The following is a 24,330-nucleotide window of genomic DNA, read 5'->3' on the forward strand; positions in this document are numbered from 1 at the left end:
GGCGGTCTCAAGTCGAAGTGCAACAACTGGTCTAATGTTTAGATGACGTTGCGAGATCCGCTGCTTTTAGTGTCGCGGCAAATACCTCGAAGGGTGAATGAAACGCATGCGTAGCACGAGGGCGGTTGTTCAAGCTGTCTGCAATGACGTCGAGGTCGGCCTGACTATGGACGGAAAGGTCGGTGCCTTTGGGCAAGTACTCGCGCAACAGGCCGTTGGTATTTTCACAAGTTCCTCGCTGCCACGGGCTGTGTGGATCGCAAAAATAGACATTCACGCCTGTTTGAGCGGCAAGTTCTTGATGCCGTGAGAGTTCACGCCCCTGGTCGTAAGTGAAGCTGTGACGCAAGTGCTCGGGGATCGAGTTGAGCTTGGCGGAGAAGCCAGCCAGTGCAGATTCGGCTGTGGCATCGTCCATCTTAGCCAGCAGCACTAGACGGCTGGTTCTCTCCACCAACACGCCCACTGAAGAGCGATTGCCTTCGCCTTTAATGAAGTCGCCCTCCCAGTGCCCGGGCATCACGCGATCCTCTATTTCAGGTGGGCGCACGTGAATGCTGACCATATTTGGAATTTGCCAGCGGCGATCACTACCCCGTGTCCGCGACATACGGGCGCGATGAGCACGACGCAAACAAGCAATGAGTTGACGCCGTAGTTCGCCGCCTGGGTGGGCGTAGATAGTGGTGTAAATCGTTTCGTGCGAGACCTGCAAAGTCGGATCGTTTGGGAACATACGCTTGAGGACTCCAGAGATTTGCTGAGGCGACCAACGCCACTCCAGCAGCGTGAGGACGACCCTCCAGCAAGCGCTGTGAGGCCCGAGTTTGGGCGCGACCGCACTGTTGGATCGTCGGGCCGAACTGAGTGCGTGCGCCGCTGCTGGGACATAACCAAGCACAGAACTATTGCGCCTGAGTTCGCGGCTAAGGGTAGAGGCCGAGCGCCCGAGTATTCGGGCCATGGCCCGAATACTAGAACCCCGTTGACGTAGGCTCGCAATCTCCAAACGTTCCTCAGCTTGCAACTGCTCGTACTGATTTGCTTTATGCATTACAACACCTTATACGCTTTGGTGTTGCGCTTCAATTTTGAGCCCGCCCTGTTTCGGTAACGTTTTGTAGGGCTGCGCCTATTCGACTCCTCGCTCCATCCTAATAGATTAGGTTCTGACGCGAGTGAAGTGCAACCCTCGCTTTTGATTCATCGACACATCGCTCGCCGCCATTCGACATCTTATTGAGTGACCGTACGCGGTAGCACCGCTTCGGTGGCGAATTAATCGTATTGATCCGCTGATTCAGGCGATGCCTCGAATCGATCGCTAGTGTGCAGACAGAACCTAAAATTAGGAATACATAGTAATCGTGAACAGATCATATAAATCAGTCTTGAATCGTTCCACGGGTACGTACGTGGCCGCTAGCGAAAATGTAAAGTCGGCGAAGAACAGGCTTGCAGTGAAGGTAGCATCGGCCTCGCTGGCTTTCGGTGCGCGCCGAGTTGCATAGGCATTAAACGATCGAAGCTTGGAAAACAAAACGCCCGATGAAATTCATCGGGCGTTTTGTCGTGCGTGCAGTGAACAGACTTAAGCCGCCTTTAAGCCACTTGCCGCGTCTCACCGCCTGCCGGCGCACGCCACTTCGCCAATAGCGCATTCCACTTGATACGCGCCGCGTTCACGTTGTTGTCCTTCACGTGACCGTAACCGCGCATTGAATCAGGAAGATTCGCGAGTTCTATTGCCAGCGGTAGCTTCTCCGCCGTCAATCCGCCCATCACTTCCTTCACCAGCGCCTCATACTCTGTAATCAACTCGCGCTCCATCTTCCGTTCGCCGGTCTTGCCGAAGACATCGAGTGACGTGCCGCGCAGGAACTTCATCTTCGCCAAAACTTTCATCGCGGATAAAACCCACGGGCCGTATTGCTTCTTGATGAGATGACCGTGCGCGTCTTTCTTCGAGAACAAAGGCGGTGCGAGGTGGAATTTCAGTTTCCAGTCGCCTTCGAAGCTGCCCTTCAGCCGTTCCACAAATGCCGGGTCGGCATAAAGGCGTGCGACTTCGTACTCGTCCTTGTAGGCCATCAGCTTGTGCAGGTTCTTCGCGACGGCTTCCGTCAACGCGTATTGACCATCGATTGAACCGATCGAGGCCTCCGCCTTGCGCACTTCCGCCACCAGCCGGGCATACCGTGCCGCATATGCTTCGTTCTGGTAGTCGACGAGATAAGAAACGCGCTTCTCGATCAACGCATCCAGCGCTTTCGGCGTGTGCAACGCAATGATCTTGCTGCCGCCTTGAGGCTCCGAAACGCCGCGATTCTGTCCTTTGACCAACCGCATCAAACCGTCAAGATCGTGCGCCGCATGACGACCCCATTCGAACGCCGCCAGGTTCTTTTCAACCTGGACCGCATTCAGTTCGATAGCGCGGACCAAAGACTCATGCCGCAACGGCACCCAGCCGCGCTGCCAGGCAAATCCCAGTACGAACGGGTTCGTGTAAATGGCATCGCCGAGTAAAGCTACGGCGAAGCGATTGGCATCGACGAGAGCAACGTGCTCGCCCGCAGCCGTACGGATATCCGCTTCCGCGCTCGCGCCCGGGAAACGCCAGTTCGGGTTCTTGATGAACTCCGCGGTCGGCGTTTCGGCGCTGTTCACGACCACGCGCGTGTGGCCGGGCTGCATGCGCGAGCCGCATTCATCGCTGGCGGTGACGATCGGATCGCAACCGATCACCAGATCCGCTTCGCCCATTGCAATGCGGGTGGCGTGGATATCGCCGGGATGGGTGGCGATCTGCACATGGCTCATCACGGCACCGCCTTTCTGCGCGAGGCCGGTGACGTCCAGCACGGTCACGCCCTTTTGTTCCAGATGCGATGCCATGCCGAGCAACGCGCCGATCGTCACAACACCGGTGCCACCGACGCCCGTGACCAGAATGCCGTATGGCCGATCAATCGACGGTAATTCAGGCGTGGGAACGGGCGGCATTGCATCGCCGGCAATACTCGATGCCTTCGGCTTCTTCAACTGTCCGCCTTCAACCGTGACGAAGCTCGGGCAGAAACCGTTCACGCACGAGTAGTCCTTGTTGCAGGTCGACTGGTTGATCTGGCGTTTCGTGCCGTATTCGGTGTCGAGCGGTTCGACCGACAGGCAATTCGATTTCACCGAGCAATCGCCGCAGCCTTCGCAGACGGCTTCATTGATGACCACGCGCTTCGCGGGATCCGGGTACGTTCCGCGTTTCCTGCGCCGACGTTTTTCCGTCGCGCACGTCTGGTCGTAGATCAGGATCGTGGTGCCGGTAAACTCGCGTAGCGAGCGCTGAACTTCATCGAGCTTCTCGCGATGGAATACATCGATACCCGGCGCCAGCCCCACATTCGCCTGATATTTCTCGGGTTCATCGGTGACGATCACAATCTTCGTCGCGCCTTCGGCCGCGAGTTGATGCGTGATTTGCGGCACAGTGAGCACGCCGTCTACGGGCTGGCCGCCGGTCATCGCGACGGCGTCGTTGTAGAGGATCTTGTACGTGATATTCGTCTTCGACGCGATCGCCGCGCGGATTGCCAACAGCCCCGAGTGGAAGTACGTGCCGTCGCCGAGATTGGCGAACACGTGTTTGTCGTTGGTGAACGGCGCCTGGCCGATCCACGCGACGCCCTCGCCGCCCATCTGACTGAACGTGCTCGTGCTGCGGTCCATCCACACGGTCATGTAGTGGCACCCGATTCCGGCCAGCGCGCGCGAACCTTCCGGCACGTTCGTCGATGTATTATGCGGACAGCCCGAGCAAAACCACGGCTTGCGTTCCGCCTCAACGCGCGGCCGTGCCAGCGCTCTTTCCTTCGCTTCGATCACCGCAATACGCGTGGCGATGCGCGCGCGGACATCGGCGGGAAGATCGAACTTGTCGAGCCGCGTGGCAATCGCCTTCGCGATAATCGCCGGCGACAACTCGTAGTGCGCCGGCAGCAGCCAATTGCCCATTGGCACGGACCATTCGCCGCCAGCGCCATCTTTCTCGTCGAACTTGCCGAAAACGCGCGGGCGTTGTGCATCGGGCCAGTTGTAGAGCTCTTCCTTGATCGCGTATTCGAGGATCTGGCGCTTCTCTTCAACGACCAGAATCTCTTGCAAGCCGTGAGCGAACGCGTGCGCGCCCTGCGCTTCGAGCGGCCACACGCAACCCACTTTGTACAAACGAATGCCGATGCGCGAGCAGGTTTCATCGTCGAGACCGAGATCCGATAAAGCCTGACGCACGTCCAGATAGGCCTTGCCCGCCGTCATGATGCCAAACCGCGCATTCGGCGATTCAATCTCGATCCGATCCAGCTTGTTTGCACGCACATAAGCAAGCGCGGCATACCACTTGTAGTCGAGCAGACGCGCTTCCTGAACCAGCGGCGGATCGGGCCAGCGGATGTTGAGACCACCATCGGGCATCGCGAAGTCGGTCGGCAAAACAATCTCAACGCGGTTCGGATCGATATCAACCGAAGCCGACGATTCCACCACGTCCGTCACGCATTTCATCGCGACCCAAAGGCCGGAATAGCGGCTCATGGCCCAGCCGTGCAGCCCGAAGTCCAGATATTCCTGCACGTTCGATGGAAACAGCACCGGCAATCCGCACGCCTTGAAGATGTGTTCGGACTGATGCGCGAGCGTGGACGATTTAGCGGCGTGATCGTCGCCGGCGAGTACGAGTACACCGCCATGCTGCGATGACCCGGCCGAGTTGCCATGCTTGAACACGTCGCCGGTTCTGTCGACGCCCGGCCCTTTGCCGTACCACATCGAGAACACGCCGTCGTATTTGGCGCTCGGATAAAGATTGACCTGCTGCGAGCCCCAAACGGCAGTTGCCGCGAGGTCTTCATTCACGCCGGGCTGGAACACGACCTGATTCGAAGCGAGATGCTTCTTCGCTTTCCACAGATGTTGATCGAGTGCGCCGAGCGGGGAGCCGCGATAGCCGGAAATGAAACCGGCGGTATTGAGTCCTGCGGCGTGATCGCGTTGTTGTTGCAGCATTGGCAGCCGAACCAGCGCCTGTATGCCGCTCATGTACGCGCGACCGCGTTCCAGGGTGTATTTGTCGTCGAGAGTGACGGAATTCAGCGCGGCTTCTAGGGAAGCTTTTTGTTCCGCGTCAAGGGGGGCATTCATTGTGGGGTCTCTCCGCCAACGTTTGGGATCGCCAAAGCAATTTAAGGGCGTCCGCGTCTTGTGGACGCATCGGCCGGGATTCTGAGTGTGCCTGTTTTGATTTTTTTCCAGCACTGGTAATAACCCGCTGAAAAGCTATTTCAACATTGCACCGATGTTACGACGTGTAAAAAGCGGCCGGATTTCGATGTCATTCGATGTCATCGGGGAACCGCTCGCGTCGAGAGCATTCAAACCCGCGATCGATGCACATTCGTTCTGGCTTTATCGGCGGGACGAGCACGATTGTTGAACACACCGATGCACGCAGTTGAAGGAGATAGCAGTGAAACAACGATACATCCAAAGCTTTTTGATGGTTTCCGCAGCATTTTTTGCGATGAACGCACCGGTTCGCGTTGGCAACCCGGTTGGATCGGAGGCAACGATCTCCGGCAGACCGCGAATTTCGCAGGTTCGGATTGAACAGGTTTCGGTCAAGCAGACGGCGGACAATAAGGACGACGCCGACGCTTGAGGGTATTTCCAAAAAAAATGCCGGGGACCTGAAGATCCCCGGCATTTTTTTTTGCGCCGCGTGTTCTAGCTGGCGCTTGTGTCCTTCACTACGCCGCGCCGAATCTGATCGAGTTCAATCGATTCAAACAGCGCCTTGAAGTTGCCTTCGCCGAAACCCTGATTGCCCTTGCGCTGAATGATCTCGAAGAAGATCGGGCCGATCTGGTTTTCCGTGAAGATCTGCAGCAGGATTTCGTCGCGCACGCCGTCGATCAGGATCTTGCGTTTGCGCAATTCCGCCACCGATTCTCCGTGATTCGGCACGCGCCGGTCGACGAGTTCGTAATACGTATCGATGGTATCCAGCAACGCGATTTTCGCGCCGCGCAAATGATCGACGGTGCTGTAGATATCGTCGCTGCCTAGCGCAATGTGCTGAATCCCTTCGCCGTGGTACGCATCGAGATATTCCTGGATTTGCCCCGATGTATCCGAGCCTTCCTCGTTGATCGGGATGCGGATCTTGCCGCACGGTGAACTCATCGCTTTTGACTTGACCGCGGTCACCTTGCCTTCAATATCGAAGTAACGCGCCTCGCGGAAATTGAATAAACGCTCGTAGAACTCGGCCCATTCGATCATCCGTCCGCGATGAACGTTGTGCGTCAAATGATCGATGTATGTCAGTCCGTGGCCGACCGGATTTTGCTCGGCGCCTGGGATGGGTTCGAAGTCGACGTCGTAGATACTGATGTCGCCAATGCTGCCCTGTTGCGCGTCGTTCTTGCCGCGCCACCGATCCACGAAGTAAATCAGCGAATCGCCAACGCCCTTGATCGCGGGAATGTTCAATTCCATCGGTCCGGTTTTGTTATCGAAACCCCAGGCGCCGAGGTCGAGTGCACGTTTGTACGCCTTGCCGGCATCGGCGACACGGAAGGCGATCGCGCAAATCGACGGACCATGCAAACGCGCGAAACGCTGCGCGAAGGAATCGGGCTCAGCATTCACCAGGAAGTTGATCTCGCCTTGCCTATAAAGCGTCACCTTCTTGTGACGATGCCGGGCAATCGCAGTGAATCCCATTTGCTCGAACAATTGCCCGAGCGCCACGGGATCGGGCGCCGTGTATTCGATGAATTCAAAACCATCCGTGCCAACGGGATTGTCCCAAGTCGTTGCCTGCATGCTTTGTCTCCTGAACCGTAAAGATGATTCGATGATTAGTTGGCGATTATTGGGACAAAGTTTATCGACGGAAGCGCGGCAGATACTTGCGAAGTAAATCGCCTATCTCTACGATGACGCACGTTCATGGCGTAATGCAGCGTGTAGGAGACAGAAAATGGCTCAAATCGAACTCGATGCGATCGATCGGAAAATTCTCGCCATTCTTCAGGTGAACGGGCGGCTGTCGAACCAGGACATCGCTGATCAGGTGAACCTCTCGCCGAGTCCCTGCTTGCGGCGAATTCGTCGGCTTGAAGAGGAGGGCGTGATCCGCGGTTATGTCGCGCTGCTGGAACCGCGTCTGCTCGGACTCGGGTTGCTCGCGTACGTCAATGTGAAGCTGGAAAAACGCGGCGGGACGCCGGTATCGGCGGGAATGAAAAATCCGCCGACGCATGCGGACCGCTTTCGCGAAGCCGTGCGCTCTTGGCCGGAAGTGGTGGCGTGCGACGCCATGACGGGTGACATGGACTATCTGCTGCGCGTTCTGGTGGAAGACATGGAGCACTTTTCACGCTTCGTGCAGGCTCAATTGCTGCACCATCCGTCGGTAATCGACGTCAAAAGCAGCTTCTCGCTGGAACGCTTCAAGGAAACGACGGCGTTGCCGATTCGCTGAATTTGCGGTCGATGCCCTTTGCCCGATATTCAATCCAAAACCTGCAGACGCAAAAAAGGCGGCTTTCGCCGCCTTTCGTGCTTTTGCGCATGCTTGCTGATTTGTACCTGGGACTCAGGACTCGAGGTCCTGATTTAGGCCGCGTCCGCAGTAGGCATGAACGCCTGAAACATTTGCGATGCCCGGCGCGCTTGGCGCTTCACCGCGTAGTCGAAGACCGCTGCTTGTTCTTGCAACATCTCCGTGAGGATGCTGCCTTGATCGGCGGGTGTGAGCGACAAATAAGCGTCGGCTTCGCCATACGCATACTCGATCTTCATTCCCGACTTCTTCGCAATGTGCATCATGGTCGAGTTACGTGACAAACAATGCATGTAGAGCATTGAAACGTGCGTGTTGCGGCTGCGGATGGCGGCGCGCTCGAACAAGCGGCTGCCGACACCACGGCCGCGCGCGCTTTCCAGCACCGACACGCCGAACTCTGCCGTGCGTTTGTCGCCTTCAGCCGGCAGATAGGCCAAATGGCCGACGCCAACTACGTTCAACTGTTCGTCGAAGACACCAAAAACCGTGTCACGCGAGAAATCGATATTCCCGACATAGTTCTCGATCACATGATCCGGCACGATCTGGCCGAAGCGCAGAAGGCGGTCGTCTTCATCGAGAGCAAGGAAATGGGTGAGAAGACGCTCGCGATCGCTCGACGACAGCTCACGGACGAGAACGGGCAAACGACCGGCAGCCGTTTGCGAGCGATCGGCTGCTGCGAAGATCGATGCAGTGTGGCGGTTGAAGGGCATGTTCACGATGGTGGCTCCTTGATTCGTCGCGCGACATGGTGCGCCGCGAAACGAATTTTAGCCGAACCACAGCAAGAGCACTAGGGAAAACCCGTAATACCCTGTGGAGCATGTCATCTAAATCTCAAATAATATGAATAAAATCTTTTTTAAAACAATGACTTACCGGGAGTTACATGAATCGTGCAGTCGTGCTGTAACGTAATGTCGCACTGCACCATTTGCTTAATTGTCGCCGTTCATCCCGTGTTCGATCACGTCCACGACCTGCTCAGCGAACTCGCGGTAACCCAGTTTTCCATCGGGTTTGAGCCACGTGAAGGTCCAGTTGATCATGCCGAACACCATCATGGTGAGCGCGGTCTGGTTCTCTTTCGTCGCCCGTTTCGGATACGCGCGCGCGAGTTGCCGGGCGAACGCCGCGACAATGCCGCGTTGGCGTTCCAGCACGATTTCACGCTGCGTGTCTTCGAGATATTTGACGTCGTTGAGCAATGCAACGTGCCGGCTATGGGAAGTTTCGTACTCGGTGAGGAACGCGCGAATCAGCTCGGCGAACGCCTCGCGCTCCGTCAATCCGCGCCGTTGGCTCGCTCCTTCCACTTCCGCGATGATCAGCATCAACCGCTTCGTGTAGCGATCGAGCAGGTCGAAAAGGATGGCTTCCTTGCTCGCGTAATAGTGATAAAGCCGCGCTTTGGACGTGCCGCTGGCCGCAGCAAGATCGGCCATCGACGTGCTCGGGTAGCTGGTCTGCGCAAATTTAGCGGCGGCGAGTTCGAGAATCTGCTCGCGTTGTGTGTCGTGGTCAGGCGCTCTTGTACGGGCCATTGAGTCTCTGCGAATTGCTGGGTCGATCGGGGATTCTAATGCGCGGCTAGTGCACGGCGCGCCGGAGATTGGCGTCGGCTATCTTGGCGAGATCACCCCGAATCTCCAGTTTGCCCGCGGCGACGAGTTCACGACAGCGCCAGAATGCAATGGAATCGCTCACCAGAAAACCGAAGCTCGCGTCCATCACCTGGCCGGCGAGCCGGCGGGCTTCCTGCCAGCCGTCGCTGGCTATCTGGAGGATGGTTTCATCGACGTCGGAATAGGTGCCGGAAATAAACGTGTTGTCGCGCCATCGGCGAGTTTCGCTATTGATCTGCTTCACTTCCTGCCATTCCAGCGCGAGACGGCTGATGCGCAACACCGAAATGGGCGCGGCTGTTGGCAGTTTGGCGCCCAACTCGGCAGCCGTGAACATGCCGACCGCCGTTGCGCCGTCTTCGCGGCCACGGCGCTGCTGCGTGCCGTCGGCGGCGGTGACGAAAGGCAAATCTTCGTGAGTGAGCTTGGCTTCGTTCAGGCGCTGTGGCACGTTGCGCAGCGTGTAGGCGACGCGTCGCAGCGTTAGCTGGTCACTAGCGCTTTGTCCGTGCCAGACCACGACCTGTCCGCTATCCTGCGCGAGGTCACGCAGGAGCGCGTCCTGTTCCTTGAGCTTCGATATGAAATCGAACTTCTGTTCGTTCAGCACCTGCTGCCAAAAGAGCGCCCGATTTTCCGGATTGTCGTCGATGCCCCGCAACTGGCCGACCGCAAGATCGTCCTTCAGCGGGATGACGCGTTCGTCGCGAGCCGCTGTTTGCAAGGCTTCGCGCAGAATCTCGGCGGCATGGTCGCCGTTGGTAACGTGGATGGTGCTCATCAGTGACGGTGACCGCAAACGTAAGTAGGTTGCCCGGCGCGCAGCGAGTGTGGCGACTGGGCGCGTCACACGGCCTTGGTAAGGGGCGACCCCTAGTGTAAGCGAATCGAATCAACGCAATCCGCCAACCCGGCGTTCAACGTTCGTCATAGCTCACAACCACGCGATCCGAAATCGGGTGGCATTGGCAAGTCAGCACGAAACCCGCGTCAATCTCATGCTGCTCCAGCGTGTAGTTCTTTTCCATGCGCACTTCGCCTTCCAGCACTTTCGCGCGGCAGGTGCAGCACACGCCGCCCTTGCACGCGTAAGGCAGCGCAAGCCCCGCTTTCAAGCCGACGTCCAGTACGCTCACGCCCTGATACGGCAGGCGCAGCTTGCGCTTTTTCCCATCGATGATCAGTTCCAGATCCGCCGCCGGCGTGTCGTCGGTGATTTCGATTGCCGGCACGCCTGCTTGCGGCAACGGCGTGCCAAAGCGCTCGACGTGGACCTGCTGCGGCGGCACGCCCGCGCTTTTCAGCGCGGCTTCGGCGGCGTCCATCATCGGGCCGGGACCGCAGATGAAGGCTTCATCGATTGCATTGGCGGGAACGAGCGACTCCAGGAACGCCGCGCACTTCTCCTGGTTCAGCACGCCGTTGAACAACTCGACATCCTGCAAATCGTCCGATAGCACGTGATACAGCGAGAACCGGCTCATGAAACGGTTCTTCAGGTCTTCCAGCTCTTCGGCAAACATGATCGCGTCGACGCTGCGATTTCCGTAGATCAGCGTGAAACGGCTGGTCGGCTCGGTTTCCAGCGTCGTCTTGATGATCGCGAGCACCGGCGTGATGCCCGAGCCCCCCGAGAAAGCCACGTAATGCTTCACGTGATCGGCGTTCAGGTGCGTGAAAAAGCGGCCATCCGGCGTCATGACTTCGATTTCGTGGCCGGGTTTCAGCGTATCGAAAGCGAAGTTCGAGAAACGGCCGCCCCGCACGCGCTTGATGCCAATACGCAATTCGCCATCGCGGTCGTAATCGGTCACGCCGACGCAAATGGAATACGAACGCCGCATTTCCTCGCCGTCCATATGTGTCTTCAACGTGACGAACTGGCCTTGCGTGAAGCGAAATGCGTCGCGCAGGGCTTTGGGGACATCGAAGGAAACCGTAACAGCGTCGGCGGTTTCGGGACGGACGTCGCGGATGCGCAGCGAGTGGAATTGCGGAGTCGCCATGGTCGTTTTCAGTACGGTTTGAAGTAGTCGAACGGCTCGCGGCAATCCATGCAGCGATACAGCGCCTTGCACGCCGTCGAGCCGAATTGCGCGAGGCGTTCGGTATGCGATGAGCCGCAGCGCGGGCAGGCGGGTTTGTCCACGACGCGCGGCACGAAACGGATGGGCCGTTCTTGCGGCGCGTGCTCGTTCGAACCGCAATTGCCCATGGGCGGGGCGATGCCGTATTGCCGAAGCTTGTCGCGGGCCGCGTCGGTCATCCAGTCGGTGGTCCACGCGGGCGCCAGAACCGTTTCGATTCGATGCTTCGCGAAGCCCGCTGCATTCAGCGCCGCGCCAATGTCTTCGGCGATCTGGTACATCGCCGGACAGCCCGAATACGTGGGCGTAATGACGATTTCCACCGTGTCGTCGGCGGCGCGTCGGACATCGCGGAGAATGCCCAGCTCACGGATGGATACCACCGGAATTTCCGGATCGGGCACGGCGTCCAGCACTTCCCATACGCGATCGAGCGTTGCTTCGGCGGTCGTCATCGTCGCGTTCACCAACCCGCGCCAGGATGCTGCCGCGCCAAGCTTTGCATTTCCGCGAGCAGGAAACCCATGTGCTCGGAATGCTCGCCGAACTTGCCGGTGCTCACGTGCTTGGCATCGGCGGGCTTTTGCAGCGTGGCCTGCGCCAGCGTTGCGTCCACGTCTTCACGCCACGCGGTTTCCAGATCGGCGGTGAGCGGACCGATACCCGCATCGGCGATGCTCGTTTCCACGTCATCGGTGCTGAAAAATTCGCGCGTGTACGGCATCAGGTAATCCACCGCGGCTTGAGCCCGACGATGCGACTCCTCGGTGCCATCACCGAAACGCAGCAGCCAGTCGCTGGCGTGATTCAGGTGATATCGCGTTTCCTTGATCGACTTCGACGCGATTGCCGCGAGTTGCGCGTCAGTCGATTGCGTGAGCGCCGTCCAGAGATGCGCCATCAGCGTCGAATACAGGAAGTTGCGCACGACCGTCACCGCGTAGTCGCGATCCGAACGCGCCGTGCCCGACAACGGGCCCGCGTGCGGCAATTCGGTCAGCGTGTAATTGCGGAAATCGCGTTCGTTGCGGAAATACGCGTAGTCATCTTCGGTTTTCTTCGTGCCATTAAGCTCGGCATCGAGCGTGGCCGCGTGCGAATAAAGCAATCTCGCCTGGCCGATCAGATCGAGACTGATATTGGCCAGCGCGATATCTTCCTCGAGCACCGGGCCGTGTCCGCACCATTCGCCGTTGCGCTGACCGAGGATCAGCGCGTTATCGGCGAGGCGTAGTACGTAGGACAGATGTTGGGGCGTCGTCATGGGCTTGACCCTTCGCTCACATGTGGTTGATTTCGTCGGGCAGCACGAAGAACGTCGGGTGACGGTAGATCTTGTCGCCCGCGGGTTCGAAGAACTCTGCTTTATCGGCGGGATCGGAGGCCGTGATCGCCGCCGATGGAACCACCCAAATGCTCACGCCTTCCTGGCGCCGCGTGTAGACATCGCGTGCCATGCGCAGCGCTGCGGGTGCGTCCGGCGCGTGCAGGCTGCCGCAATGCTTGTGATCAAGGCCCTGCTTGCTGCGTACGAACACTTCCCAGATCGGCCATTCGTTGTTCATTTGTCGCTCCTTCAGCTTTACTTTATGCAGCTTGCTTTTGCGCACGCGCGGCTTGTTTGGCGGAGTAGGCGAGGGCAGCTTCGCGAACCCATTGGCCGTCGTCGTGTGCCTTGACTCGCGTGGCGAGGCGTTCCTTGTTGCAGGGGCCGTCGCCGTTCACGACGCGCCAGAATTCTTCCCAGTCGATCTCGCCGTAGTCGTGTGCTTGCCGTTCTTCGTTCCATTTCAGATCGGGGTCGGGCAGCGTGACGCCGAGAATCCTGGCCTGCTCGACGGTGGCATCGACGAATTTCTGCCGCAAATCATCATTCGATATCCGTTTGATGCCCCATTTGAACGACTGCCCGCTATGGATGGAATCCTTGTCGCTCGGGCCGAACATCATCAGCACCGGCCACCACCAGCGATCCACCGCCTGCTGGACCATTTCCTTCTGCGCGTCGGTGCCTTTCATCATGGAGAGCAGCGCGTCGAAACCTTGCCGCTGATGGAACGACTCTTCCTTGCAGATGCGGATCATGGCGCGCGCATACGGGCCATAGGTGCAGCGGCAGAGCGGGATCTGGTTCATGATCGCCGCGCCGTCCACCAGCCAGCCGATCACGCCGACGTCCGCCCACGTGGGCGTCGGGTAATTGAAAATGCTCGAATATTTGGCTTTGCCAGCGTGCAGGGCATCGACGAGCTGGTCGCGCGACACGCCCATGGTTTCCGCCGCGCTATACAAGTAGAGGCCGTGACCGCCTTCGTCCTGCACTTTCGCAAGCAGGATCGCCTTGCGCTTCAGGCTCGGCGCGCGCGAAATCCAGTTGCCTTCGGGCAACATGCCGATGATTTCCGAATGCGCGTGCTGCGAGATCTGGCGCACCAGCGTCTTGCGGTAGGCGTCGGGCATCCAGTCTTGTGGCTCGATCTTGCCGTCGGCGGCCATCACAGCGTCGAAATGGCTCAGTTCCGGCGATGTGGACGCCGGATCGATGGACTGCACATTGCCGGGGATATCGAGGGATTGCGTGTACATGACGATCGCTCGCTGTAGGAAGTCACTGTGCCGCAATTATAAGCCGACCGTCCGGTCGGTTAATAATTATTTTTTGAGATGGCCTCAGATATCCCTGTTCCTACTGCACCATCTACCCAACACTCGCCTCAAACACCCGCCTGTAATTCTCCCCAAGAATCTTGCGCGTTTCCTCGCTCGAGAATCCCGCTGCGAGGAGCTGATCCGCGAAATCGGGCAACTGGCCGTAGTGCCTGAAAACGGGCGGAGAAATAAAGCCCAGCATGTCCGTGCCCATGCCGACATGGTCGATGCCGACGACATCGGTCATCCGCTTGACGCCTTCCGCCATTTCCTGCAAATCCCGGAATGATCCCGAGCTCGGCCAGACGCCGATCACACCGCCTGTATCGGCGACGGCGCGAGCGTGGTCAGGGCTGATCAGCCGGCTTCGGGTGCCGGGATGCGCGGACAGCGCGGTATGAGACAAAACCAGCGGTTTCGTCGATACCGACGCCGCCCGTTTGACGAGATCGAATGTTCCGTGCGCGACGTCGACCACGATCCCAAGGTCATTGCATCGCCGGACCACTTGGGCGCCGAAATCGGTCAAACCTCCCTGCTGGGGCGGTTCGGTCTGGATATCGCCGAGTTCGTTCACCCGGTAGTGCACCAGTTGCAAGTGCCGTAACCGATGCTGCGTGTACGCTTCATCCACACGATCCAGTTGGCCCTCCAGAAAATCACCCCCTTCTGAAGCGATGATCGCGCTCGGACCCGCGTTCGCATTCATTTTCAGCGACGCGCTGCCGGTGATCACATTCATCTGCTCGCGCGCGATCAATGCGTGCACCCGCGCAAATTCCGTTTGCCCGAGCGCGTACAGTTCGCCCGGCGCGGGCGTTCGGTACGCTTCAATACGCTTGCGATTCGCCGATACGTGCGTAACCACGGTATCGGTGACGATCGCCAGCGTGACCACGTTCATGCCGCCGCTGCGCATGGGCGCGGCAAGCGCGGTGAAAGGGCGGTTCGCGCCAATCGCCGGATCGTGGGAGATAATCACCCGGCCGGCGTGGCTGTGCATGTCCATGGTCAGCGTGTCGCTCGAGCGCCAGCTTTGAGCGGCAGCCCGCGCGTCCGGGCTGTCGGTATATCCGGCGAAGCGGCCACGGGCGCAGGCCACCAAACTCAACGCGGCCGTCGATGCCAGGAACGCTCGCCGGCTGAATGGCCTGTCCTGACTCGTCAAGCGGGCATCGAAAAGCTGATAACGCCAGCCCGCCGGATCATCGATCAAACGGCGCAGCCGTCCGCGAATGGTCACTGGTCCGTCCTGCACCTGGATCAGTGAAGCACCAATAACCTCAATGCTCGATCGCGGATCTGTCGGCACGCAGCCGGCACAACACGGCGCATCGGCGGCCAGCAGAAAATAATCGACACAAGGTTCCGACTCGAGCGGAATCATCCACCCGGACAGTTCGACTATCGCGTCATGCAGCGCGTCGGCCTGACCGGAACGGATGCTCGACCATTCGATTTGCATCGACATCTCCTTTTCGAACTTCGTCGCCGGATTATGCAGCGGGAGGTCGGGCGCACTCAGTTTCGTCCCGGCCCGTTCGTGGGTCCTCGACGCCGAATGCGACAATGCGGCTTCGCCTCCAATCGTGTCTTTTCGCATGCCGTTATCGTCGCCTTCCTCCTCAGAAACTCGTCGCGCGCGCGTCGCCGTTATTGGCGGCGGCCCCGCTGGCTTGATGGCCGCCGAAGCGCTGGCGGCGGGCGGTGTCGAAGTGGATCTGTATGACGCCATGCCGTCAGTGGGCCGCAAATTCCTGATGGCTGGCAAGGGCGGCATGAATCTCACGCATTCCGAACCCGCCGAACCGTTCCTCTCCCGTTACGCCGCGCGCCGCGCACAGATTGAACCGCTGCTGCGCCGCTTCGATGCCACCGCCTTACGCGCATGGGTTCACGGATTGGGCGTGGAAACGTTCGTCGGCAGCTCGGGCCGCGTGTTTCCCATCGATATGAAAGCCGCGCCGATGCTACGCGCATGGTTGCATCGGCTACGCGGGTCGGGCGTGCGGTTTCATATGCGGCATAAGTGGCTTGGCTGGGGCGACGAAACTTCGCCCCTTTTGAGGTTCGCCACGCCGGAAGGCGAGCGCTCGGTCGAAGCCGATGCCGTCGTGCTCGCACTCGGCGGCGCGAGCTGGCCACGACTCGGCTCGGACCCAACGTGGGTTCCGCATCTTGAAGCGCGCCACGTGCGCGTGTCGCCCTTCGTCCCGTCAAACTGCGGCTTCGATATCGACTGGAGCGAGCATTTCAGCAGCCGTTTCGCGGGCGAGCCGCTGAAAGCCGTTGCGATCGGTTTGCCGCGGGAGGATGGGGATATCGACTGGCGCACGGGCGAGTGCTTGCTGACATCGACCGGTATTGAAGGCAGCTTGATCTACGCGATGTCCGCGCGCATCCGCGATCGTTTATCAGCGGGTGACGGCACATTTTTCCTCGATCTCTTGCCGGCACTGACGCCGCAACGTGTCCACGATGAAGTGAGGCATCCACGTGGCGCCCGTTCCATGTCGAGTCATTTGCAGAGCCGCTTGAACCTGACGGGCGCCAAGGCGGGTTTGCTGCGAGAGGTATTGAGTCGCGAAGATTTCGCCGATACCACGCGCCTCGCTCAACGGATCAAGGCATTGCCGCTGACGGTGACGCGCCCGCGACCCATTGCCGAGGCGATCAGCAGCGCGGGTGGCGTGACGTTCGAATCACTTGATTCGCACCTGATGATCGACGCGATACCCGGCGTTTTTTGCGCTGGAGAGATGCTGGATTGGGAAGCGCCGACGGGCGGTTATCTGCTCACGGCGTGTCTCGCGAGCGGTTTGGTCGCGGGCGAGGCGGCGCTGGCTTATATAGCGGGCACGAAGGCCGCCTAAACGCCGACGCCCGCGTGAAAGAAAAAACTCAAGCCGGCACAAGCCGCCACAACGATGTGACTTCGGCCGAACGCGCGTGATAGAGCGGATCGGTTTTATCGGCGGCGCGCGGGTGATGCGGACGGATGTCCATACGGCCGTCGGTCTTCAGTCCGGCGCGGTCGACCCACTCCTGGAATTGCGCACGCGTTCGCAGGCCAAGATGTTCGGCGATATCGGAAAGAATCAGCCAGCCTTCGCCGCCAGGCGTCAGATGCGCGGCGAGGCCATCGAGAAACCCGCGCAGCATGCGGCTTTCCGGATCGTAGATCGCGTGTTCAATCGCCGAACTCGGCCGGGCCGGCAGCCAAGGCGGATTGCAGACGATCAACGGAGCACGGCCTTCGGGGAAAAGATCGGCATCGAGCACCTTCACTTGCTGATCGAGCCCCAATAATTCGATGTTTTCACGTGCACAGGCCAGCGCACGGGCATCGTTTTCCGTCGCAATCACGCGCTTCACGCCGCGCTGGGCGAGCAAAGCGGCGAGCACGCCCGTGCCGGTGCCAATATCGAAAGCCAGTTCCTTCGATGGCAACGGCTGATCTGCCACCAGCTTGATGTACTCGCCGCGCACGGGGGAAAACACGCCGTAATAAGGATGAATCCGCGCGCCAAGCGCCTCGACGTCGACGCCCTTTTTGCGCCACTCGTGCGCGCCGACCAGCCCGAGCACCTCACGCAGCGACACCACGGATTCACCGGCGGCCGCGCCATACGCCTCCTCGCACGCTTCCTTCACAACCGGCGCGCGACGCAGCGGAATTGCGTATTCGGCATCGAGCGGCAAGAGCAACATGCCAAGCGTGCGCGCCCGCTGCGACTGGGCGAGGCGGTGCAAATTGAACGCCTCGGCGGGAGCGGGCGGCGCGGCCGGCGGTGCATCGGGGGCCGCGCTGCGTTCCTTCGCTTTTGCCTTGGCGGACTTTTTCGGCCGCGTTTCGATGCGTCGAGTCACCGCTTGCAGCAACTGGCGTGCGTTCTGGAAATCGCCGCGCCAGAGAATGGCCGTGCCTTCACAAGCCAGCCGATACGCCGAGTCGGCGGTCATCTGGTCATCGCCGATCACCACGCGCTTGGGCGGCGCGATTCCGCTTTCCGAGTGCCAGAGCGCCGAACGGTTCTCGCCTTTTTCCTCCCATTCGACGTGGGAAGGTGCGGCGCTGGTGCTAGGAGAAGTTTTGGAATGCATGCTGAATAAGTACCGGACAAAGTGAGAACCGCGAGGCGGAATGCCGACATTCTGAGGGCTTTTCACAAACTGGTCCGATTTTCGACGACAAAAAGGCGTTCGGAGCGTCTGCGTGGGAATCGGGCGACGGGATTTTAATCGCTGCGAAAGCATGTCGGTTTGCGCATTTGAAGTCGGTTATCCAGACGGCGTGGAGGTGCGTTCCACGTCACCTGTCCGCGAGTAATGCGCCCGTGCAGCAGGCTCGGGCTAAGCCGCACATACACTGCTGAGATCCGTCCGCCGAACTGTAAGCGCCTGGTTTGCCCGTTCAGGCACAATCGCCTTTTCCCTCAAACATCCCCCGTTCCCTGATGAACCTTCGCGCCCTTTCCGCCGTTGCCGCCGCGACGCTGTTTGCTTCCTTGCTGCCGTCCACCAGCGCTCTTGCCGACGACGCGCCGGCCGAACACTGGGTCAGCGCCTGGGGCACGGCGTTGCAGGCAATTCCGCAGCGGGCTGATTTGCCGGCGCTGTATCGCGCGCCTGAGATTGGCGGCCGGACGGTTCGGCAGATTGTGTATCCCGCTATCGACGGCCGGCACGTTCGGCTCCGTCTTAGCAACGTGTACGGCACGGTGCCGCTGGTGATCGAGGGCGTACAGGTAGCGCGCTCCGTGTCCGGCGGCGCGGCCGCGATCCGGGCGGGCACCAGCCGTCCCGTGACGTTCGGCGGCAAAGCAGGCGTGACGATCGCGCCGGGCGGTCAGATCGACAGTGACCCGATCGCCTTCGATGTCACCGCCCACCAGCCACTTGCAGTCAGTACCTATATGGGAGCAGGGCAAAAAATGGCCGCGTGGCATAGGGTGGCGAACCAAACGAATTACGTATCGACGCCAGGCAACCATTCTTCGGACACCGACGCCGCTGCGTTTCGCACGCGTTTCACGCAATTCGTATGGCTGACGAGCGTTTCCGTCGATACCACGCCGGCGCGGGCGTTGGTGGCAATCGGCGACTCCATCACCGACGGCATGCGCTCCACGCCGAACGCGAATCGCCGTTGGCCGGACGCATTTGCGCGCCGGCTGACGCAAAAGGGTATCGGCGGCACCGCGGTCGTGAATGCGGGGATCAGCGGCAATCGCTTGCTGAGCGGGTCGCCGTGTTACGGCGATGCGCTTTTGAACCGGTTCGACCGCGACGCATTGCGCCAGCCCGGCGTGCGCGCGGTGATCGTTATGATTGGCATCAACGACATCAATTTCCCTTCGATGCCCCCACGCGCCGGCCTGGATTGCGACGATCCCCACACGCCTGTCACCGCCGATTCGCTGTTGCGCGGATATCAACGGCTGATCGCGCAGGCCCACCAGCGCGGTGTGCGGATCTACGGCGCAACCTTGACACCGGCCTCGTTGCCTCCGGAGCGCGAAGCAATCAGGACGGCAGTGAACGATTCAATCCGGTCAAGCCATGCATTCGATGGCGTGATCGACTTCGACCAGGCGCTACGTGACCCGGCTCATCCGGACCGCCTCCAGCGCCGCTATGACAGTGGCGACAATATCCATCCAAGCGACGCGGGATATGCGGCCATGTCGGAAGCGGTTCCCATCGACGCGTTGGGGCTGGCGAAGAGTCATTAAGGGGTTGTTAAGGGGGCTGCTAGGGTATTCCCGAAAATAGTTTGCGGATGTCCTTGCCTTAGTACGTTCCATCGCCTATTATTCGCCTCCTCGTTTCGCAACGAGGGCCGCTAAAGAAACAGGTGGCCTCCAAAATCGGTAAGTTTGAAAGCAAACGCTCACAAGCTTGTTGACATGGAGAAAAAGATTCTTCATAATCTCGTTTCTGTGCTGCAGATGCAGCGACGCGAAAGCGGCAGGGTTCTGAGGGTTGGGATCGTGCGGTGGGTAGCGAATGTTCTTTAAAAACTAACAGCCGATAAGTGTGGGCGCTTGGTGTTTTGCTTTAAGCGTGGTGGTGTTTTCCGGGGTAACCCGGGAGGTGCTGCCGTGAAGCGAAAGTATCAAGTCTCACACTAGTATTAAGGTAGGTTTTGAGCGTCTTTCGGGTAACTGGAAGATGGGAGGAACTTGTCAGTACGTTGAGTGAGCGACCTATTCGCAAGAATAGAAAACAGTAACAGGCATTGAACTGAAGAGTTTGATCCTGGCTCAGATTGAACGCTGGCGGCATGCCTTACACATGCAAGTCGAACGGCAGCACGGGAGTAATCCTGGTGGCGAGTGGCGAACGGGTGAGTAATACATCGGAACGTGTCCTGTAGTGGGGGATAGCCCGGCGAAAGCCGGATTAATACCGCATACGATCTACGGAAGAAAGCGGGGGATCCTTCGGGACCTCGCGCTATAGGGGCGGCCGATGGCAGATTAGCTAGTTGGTGGGGTAAAGGCCTACCAAGGCGACGATCTGTAGCTGGTCTGAGAGGACGACCAGCCACACTGGGACTGAGACACGGCCCAGACTCCTACGGGAGGCAGCAGTGGGGAATTTTGGACAATGGGGGAAACCCTGATCCAGCAATGCCGCGTGTGTGAAGAAGGCCTTCGGGTTGTAAAGCACTTTTGTCCGGAAAGAAAACCTTTGGGCTAATACCCTGAGGGGATGACGGTACCGGAAGAATAAGCACCGGCTAACTACGTGCCAGCAGCCGCGGTAATACGTAGGGTGCGAGCGTTAATCGGAATTACTGGGCGTAAAGCGTGCGCAGGCGGTTCGTTAAGACAGATGTGAAATCCCCGGGCTTAACCTGGGAACTGCATTTGTGACTGGCGAGCTAGAGTATGGCAGAGGGGGGTAGAATTCCACGTGTAGCAGTGAAATGCGTAGAGATGTGGAGGAATACCGATGGCGAAGGCAGCCCCCTGGGCCAATACTGACGCTCATGCACGAAAGCGTGGGGAGCAAACAGGATTAGATACCCTGGTAGTCCACGCCCTAAACGATGTCAACTAGTTGTTGGGTCTTCATTGACTTAGTAACGTAGCTAACGCGTGAAGTTGACCGCCTGGGGAGTACGGTCGCAAGATTAAAACTCAAAGGAATTGACGGGGACCCGCACAAGCGGTGGATGATGTGGATTAATTCGATGCAACGCGAAAAACCTTACCTACCCTTGACATGGTCGGAACCCTGCTGAAAGGTGGGGGTGCTCGAAAGAGAACCGATACACAGGTGCTGCATGGCTGTCGTCAGCTCGTGTCGTGAGATGTTGGGTTAAGTCCCGCAACGAGCGCAACCCTTGTCCTTAGTTGCTACGCAAGAGCACTCTAAGGAGACTGCCGGTGACAAACCGGAGGAAGGTGGGGATGACGTCAAGTCCTCATGGCCCTTATGGGTAGGGCTTCACACGTCATACAATGGTCGGAACAGAGGGCTGCCAACCCGTGAGGGGGAGCTAATCCCAGAAAACCGATCGTAGTCCGGATCGTAGTCTGCAACTCGACTACGTGAAGCTGGAATCGCTAGTAATCGCGGATCAGCATGCCGCGGTGAATACGTTCCCGGGTCTTGTACACACCGCCCGTCACACCATGGGAGTGGGTTTTACCAGAAGTGGCTAGTCTAACCGCAAGGAGGACGGTCACCACGGTAGGATTCATGACTGGGGTGAAGTCGTAACAAGGTAGCCGTATCGGAAGGTGCGGCTGGATCACCTCCTTTCTCGAGCTCAAACGTATTGAAGTGAAGTGCTAAAGCGCTCACGCTTATCGGCTGTAAGAAGACAGGCTAAGGGTCTGTAGCTCAGTTGGTTAGAGCACCGTCTTGATAAGGCGGGGGTCGTTGGTTCGAATCCAACCAGACCCACCATTTACTCTTGAGCGTTTGAAAGAACGTGAAATGATAAATGCAGACCCTCAGGCATCAAGGTACTTGGGGGATTAGCTCAGCTGGGAGAGCACCTGCTTTGCAAGCAGGGGGTCGTCGGTTCGATCCCGTCATCCTCCACCAATCACCAACGCATAGCATTCTTTGCACACGAGAGTGATTATGCATTGGCGATTGAGCCAGTCAGTAAGCAATTTAAGGCATAGCGCTTTAAGTTGTGCTGTCGTTCTTTAACAATCTGGAAGAAGTAGTAAAGAGATTCACGAAAATACACTTAGAGATGGGTGTGTGAGTAGGTGAATCAGGGTTGTGATTGTATCAATGTATGAAAAGGTGATCGAAAGATTGCTTTGGAATACGGCGCAACACGAATACTCAACCTATAGCGGTGTGAAAGAGGTTTCATCGGCATTGAACTTCGGTTCGGTGTAGAGCGAACTCTCGGAGACACACTCGTTATAGGGTCAAGCGAACAAGTGCATGTGGTGGATGCCTTGGCGATCACAGGCGATGAAGGACGCGGTAGCCTGCGAAAAGCGACGGGGAGCTGGCAAACGAGCTTTGATCCGTCGATGTCCGAATGGGGAAACCCGGCCCTTCTGGGTCATCCTGAGCTGAATACATAGGCTCAGTGAAGCGAACGCGGTGAACTGAAACATCTAAGTAACCGCAGGAAAAGAAATCAACCGAGATTCCCAAAGTAGTGGCGAGCGAAATGGGATCAGCCTGTACTCTTTAGCACGACCGTTAGCCGAACACTCTGGAAAGTGTGGCCATAGCAGGTGATAGCCCTGTAGGCGAAAGCGGATGTGTGGAACTAGGTGTACGACAAGTAGGGCGGGACACGTGAAATCCTGTCTGAAGATGGGGGGACCATCCTCCAAGGCTAAATACTCGTGATCGACCGATAGTGAACCAGTACCGTGAGGGAAAGGCGAAAAGAACCCCGGGAGGGGAGTGAAATAGATCCTGAAACCGCATGCATACAAACAGTCGGAGCCTCGCAAGGGGTGACGGCGTACCTTTTGTATAATGGGTCAGCGACTTACGTTCAGTAGCAAGGTTAACTGATTAAGGCAGCCGTAGCGAAAGCGAGTCCGAATAGGGCGTTCAGTTGCTGGGCGTAGACCCGAAACCAAGTGATCTATCCATGGCCAGGTTGAAGGTGCGGTAACACGTACTGGAGGACCGAACCCACTAATGTTGAAAAATTAGGGGATGAGCTGTGGATAGGGGTGAAAGGCTAAACAAACTTGGAAATAGCTGGTTCTCTCCGAAAACTATTTAGGTAGTGCCTCGTGTATCACCTTCGGGGGTAGAGCACTGTCATGGTTGTGGGGTCCATTGCGGATTACTACGCCATAGCAAACTCCGAATACCGAAGAGTGCAATCACGGGAGACAGACATCGGGTGCTAACGTCCGGTGTCAAGAGGGAAACAACCCAGACCGCCAGCTAAGGTCCCCAAATATTGCTAAGTGGGAAACGAAGTGGGAAGGCTAAAACAGTCAGGAGGTTGGCTTAGAAGCAGCCACCCTTTAAAGAAAGCGTAATAGCTCACTGATCGAGTCGTCCTGCGCGGAAGATGTAACGGGGCTAAGCAATATACCGAAGCTGCGGATGCGAGATTTATCTCGCATGGTAGGAGAGCGTTCCGTAAGCCTGTGAAGGTGCATTGAAAAGTGTGCTGGAGGTATCGGAAGTGCGAATGCTGACATGAGTAGCGATAAAGGGGGTGAAAAGCCCCCTCGCCGTAAGCCCAAGGTTTCCTACGCAACGTTCATCGGCGTAGGGTGAGTCGGCCCCTAAGGCGAGGCAGAAATGCGTAGCTGATGGGAAGCAGGTTAATATTCCTGCACCATTGTTAAATGCGATGGGGGGACGGATCGCGGAAGGTTGTCCGGGTGTTGGAAGTCCCGGTCCTTGCATTGGAGAAGGCGCTTAGGCAAATCCGGGCGCGTAATTCAAGGGTGTGAGGCCATTCGCTTAGGCGAAGAAGCAATCGGAAGTGGTTCCAAGAAAAGCCTCTAAGCTTCAGTTTAACAAGACCGTACCGCAAACCGACACAGGTGGGCGAGATGAGTATTCTAAGGCGCTTGAGAGAACTCGGGAGAAGGAACTCGGCAAATTGGTACCGTAACTTCGGGATAAGGTACGCCCCTGTAGCTTGACTGGCCTGCGCCAGGAGGGTGAAGGGGTTGCAATAAACTGGTGGCTGCGACTGTTTAATAAAAACACAGCACTCTGCAAACACGAAAGTGGACGTATAGGGTGTGACGCCTGCCCGGTGCCGGAAGATTAAATGATGGGGTGCAAGCTCTTGATTGAAGTCCCGGTAAACGGCGGCCGTAACTATAACGGTCCTAAGGTAGCGAAATTCCTTGTCGGGTAAGTTCCG

Annotated in this window: 17 protein-coding genes, 2 tRNA genes and 2 rRNA genes; 8 read left to right on the top strand and 13 right to left on the bottom strand. The window is 58.3% G+C overall.

Going from position 1 to position 24,330, the window contains the following annotated elements:
* Positions 1-31: 31 nt before the first annotated feature.
* Complete coding sequence (locus tag ACMX25_RS38780) at positions 32-1,054, bottom strand: IS30 family transposase (protein ID WP_414948293.1); 1,023 nt, start codon at positions 1,052-1,054, stop codon at positions 32-34.
* A 313-nt stretch (positions 1,055-1,367) separates the two neighbouring features.
* Here ACMX25_RS38780 and ACMX25_RS38785 point away from each other — a divergent pair, with 313 nt between their 5' ends.
* Complete coding sequence (locus ACMX25_RS38785) at positions 1,368-1,511, top strand: ESPR-type extended signal peptide-containing protein (protein WP_414955132.1); 144 nt, start codon at positions 1,368-1,370, stop codon at positions 1,509-1,511.
* A 91-nt stretch (positions 1,512-1,602) separates the two neighbouring features.
* Here the strand turns inward: ACMX25_RS38785 and ACMX25_RS38790 are convergent, their stop codons facing one another.
* Positions 1,603-5,196: an indolepyruvate ferredoxin oxidoreductase family protein gene (locus ACMX25_RS38790; RefSeq protein ID WP_414955133.1), complete on the bottom strand. Its 3,594-nt coding sequence runs from the start codon at positions 5,194-5,196 to the stop codon at positions 1,603-1,605.
* Between the two features lie 582 nt (positions 5,197-5,778).
* Positions 5,779-6,882, bottom strand: coding sequence for a 4-hydroxyphenylpyruvate dioxygenase (gene hppD / locus ACMX25_RS38795; RefSeq protein WP_414955134.1), 1,104 nt, complete (start codon positions 6,880-6,882; stop codon positions 5,779-5,781).
* 157 nt (positions 6,883-7,039) lie between these two features.
* On the opposite strand from hppD, the gene ACMX25_RS38800 reads away from it, so the two are divergent.
* Positions 7,040-7,543, top strand: coding sequence for an Lrp/AsnC family transcriptional regulator (locus ACMX25_RS38800; protein ID WP_414955135.1), 504 nt, complete (start codon positions 7,040-7,042; stop codon positions 7,541-7,543).
* A 134-nt stretch (positions 7,544-7,677) separates the two neighbouring features.
* On the opposite strand, the gene ACMX25_RS38805 is transcribed toward ACMX25_RS38800, so the two are convergent.
* From ACMX25_RS38805 to ACMX25_RS38845, 9 genes are all read right to left on the bottom strand, one after another.
* Positions 7,678-8,343, bottom strand: a complete 666-nt coding sequence (locus ACMX25_RS38805; protein ID WP_414955146.1) for a GNAT family N-acetyltransferase — start codon at positions 8,341-8,343, stop codon at positions 7,678-7,680.
* A gap of 225 nt (positions 8,344-8,568) precedes the next feature.
* Positions 8,569-9,174, bottom strand: coding sequence for a TetR/AcrR family transcriptional regulator (locus ACMX25_RS38810; RefSeq protein ID WP_414955136.1), 606 nt, complete (start codon positions 9,172-9,174; stop codon positions 8,569-8,571).
* Between the two features lie 46 nt (positions 9,175-9,220).
* Positions 9,221-10,036 carry a DUF1835 domain-containing protein gene (locus ACMX25_RS38815; RefSeq protein ID WP_414955137.1) on the bottom strand — a complete coding sequence of 272 codons (816 nt, stop codon included), beginning with the start codon at positions 10,034-10,036 and terminating at the stop codon, positions 9,221-9,223.
* A gap of 136 nt (positions 10,037-10,172) precedes the next feature.
* Positions 10,173-11,261 (bottom strand): 1,2-phenylacetyl-CoA epoxidase subunit PaaE, encoded by a 1,089-nt coding sequence (gene paaE, locus ACMX25_RS38820; protein WP_414955138.1) that lies wholly within the window; start codon positions 11,259-11,261, stop codon positions 10,173-10,175.
* An 8-nt stretch (positions 11,262-11,269) separates the two neighbouring features.
* Entirely contained in the window at positions 11,270-11,797 is a 528-nt protein-coding gene (paaD, locus tag ACMX25_RS38825) for a 1,2-phenylacetyl-CoA epoxidase subunit PaaD (RefSeq protein WP_414955139.1), read from the bottom strand.
* A gap of 8 nt (positions 11,798-11,805) precedes the next feature.
* Complete coding sequence (gene paaC, locus ACMX25_RS38830; RefSeq protein WP_414955140.1) at positions 11,806-12,606, bottom strand: 1,2-phenylacetyl-CoA epoxidase subunit PaaC; 801 nt, start codon at positions 12,604-12,606, stop codon at positions 11,806-11,808.
* Between the two features lie 16 nt (positions 12,607-12,622).
* A complete protein-coding gene (gene paaB / locus ACMX25_RS38835) occupies positions 12,623-12,907 on the bottom strand; it encodes a 1,2-phenylacetyl-CoA epoxidase subunit PaaB (protein ID WP_056364669.1) in 285 nt (94 codons plus the stop codon).
* 22 nt (positions 12,908-12,929) lie between these two features.
* Complete coding sequence (paaA, locus tag ACMX25_RS38840) at positions 12,930-13,928, bottom strand: 1,2-phenylacetyl-CoA epoxidase subunit PaaA (protein ID WP_414955141.1); 999 nt, start codon at positions 13,926-13,928, stop codon at positions 12,930-12,932.
* A gap of 112 nt (positions 13,929-14,040) precedes the next feature.
* A complete protein-coding gene (locus ACMX25_RS38845) occupies positions 14,041-15,594 on the bottom strand; it encodes a dipeptidase (protein ID WP_414955142.1) in 1,554 nt (517 codons plus the stop codon).
* Between ACMX25_RS38845 and ACMX25_RS38850 the strand changes: the two genes are divergently transcribed.
* The gene (locus ACMX25_RS38850; RefSeq protein ID WP_414955143.1) at positions 15,593-16,864 is read left to right on the top strand and encodes a TIGR03862 family flavoprotein; all 1,272 of its coding nucleotides are present in this window, start codon (positions 15,593-15,595) and stop codon (positions 16,862-16,864) included. The genes ACMX25_RS38845 and ACMX25_RS38850 overlap by 2 nt on opposite strands.
* Before the next feature lie 28 nt (positions 16,865-16,892).
* Here the strand turns inward: ACMX25_RS38850 and ACMX25_RS38855 are convergent, their stop codons facing one another.
* The gene (locus ACMX25_RS38855; protein ID WP_414955144.1) at positions 16,893-18,095 is read right to left on the bottom strand and encodes a methyltransferase; all 1,203 of its coding nucleotides are present in this window, start codon (positions 18,093-18,095) and stop codon (positions 16,893-16,895) included.
* A 353-nt stretch (positions 18,096-18,448) separates the two neighbouring features.
* Here ACMX25_RS38855 and ACMX25_RS38860 point away from each other — a divergent pair, with 353 nt between their 5' ends.
* The 5 genes from ACMX25_RS38860 to ACMX25_RS38880 form a co-directional block, all read left to right on the top strand.
* Positions 18,449-19,726 (top strand): SGNH/GDSL hydrolase family protein, encoded by a 1,278-nt coding sequence (locus ACMX25_RS38860; RefSeq protein WP_414955145.1) that lies wholly within the window; start codon positions 18,449-18,451, stop codon positions 19,724-19,726.
* 508 nt (positions 19,727-20,234) lie between these two features.
* Positions 20,235-21,767 (top strand): 16S ribosomal RNA (locus ACMX25_RS38865).
* Between the two features lie 70 nt (positions 21,768-21,837).
* Positions 21,838-21,914: transfer RNA gene (locus ACMX25_RS38870), tRNA-Ile, on the top strand.
* A 65-nt stretch (positions 21,915-21,979) separates the two neighbouring features.
* Positions 21,980-22,055, top strand: a tRNA-Ala gene (locus tag ACMX25_RS38875).
* A gap of 339 nt (positions 22,056-22,394) precedes the next feature.
* A 23S ribosomal RNA gene (locus ACMX25_RS38880) occupies positions 22,395-24,330 on the top strand; the annotation flags it as partial.

The sequence above is a fragment of the Caballeronia eucalypticola genome (assembly GCF_047608185.1).
GTDB lineage: Bacteria > Pseudomonadota > Gammaproteobacteria > Burkholderiales > Burkholderiaceae > Caballeronia.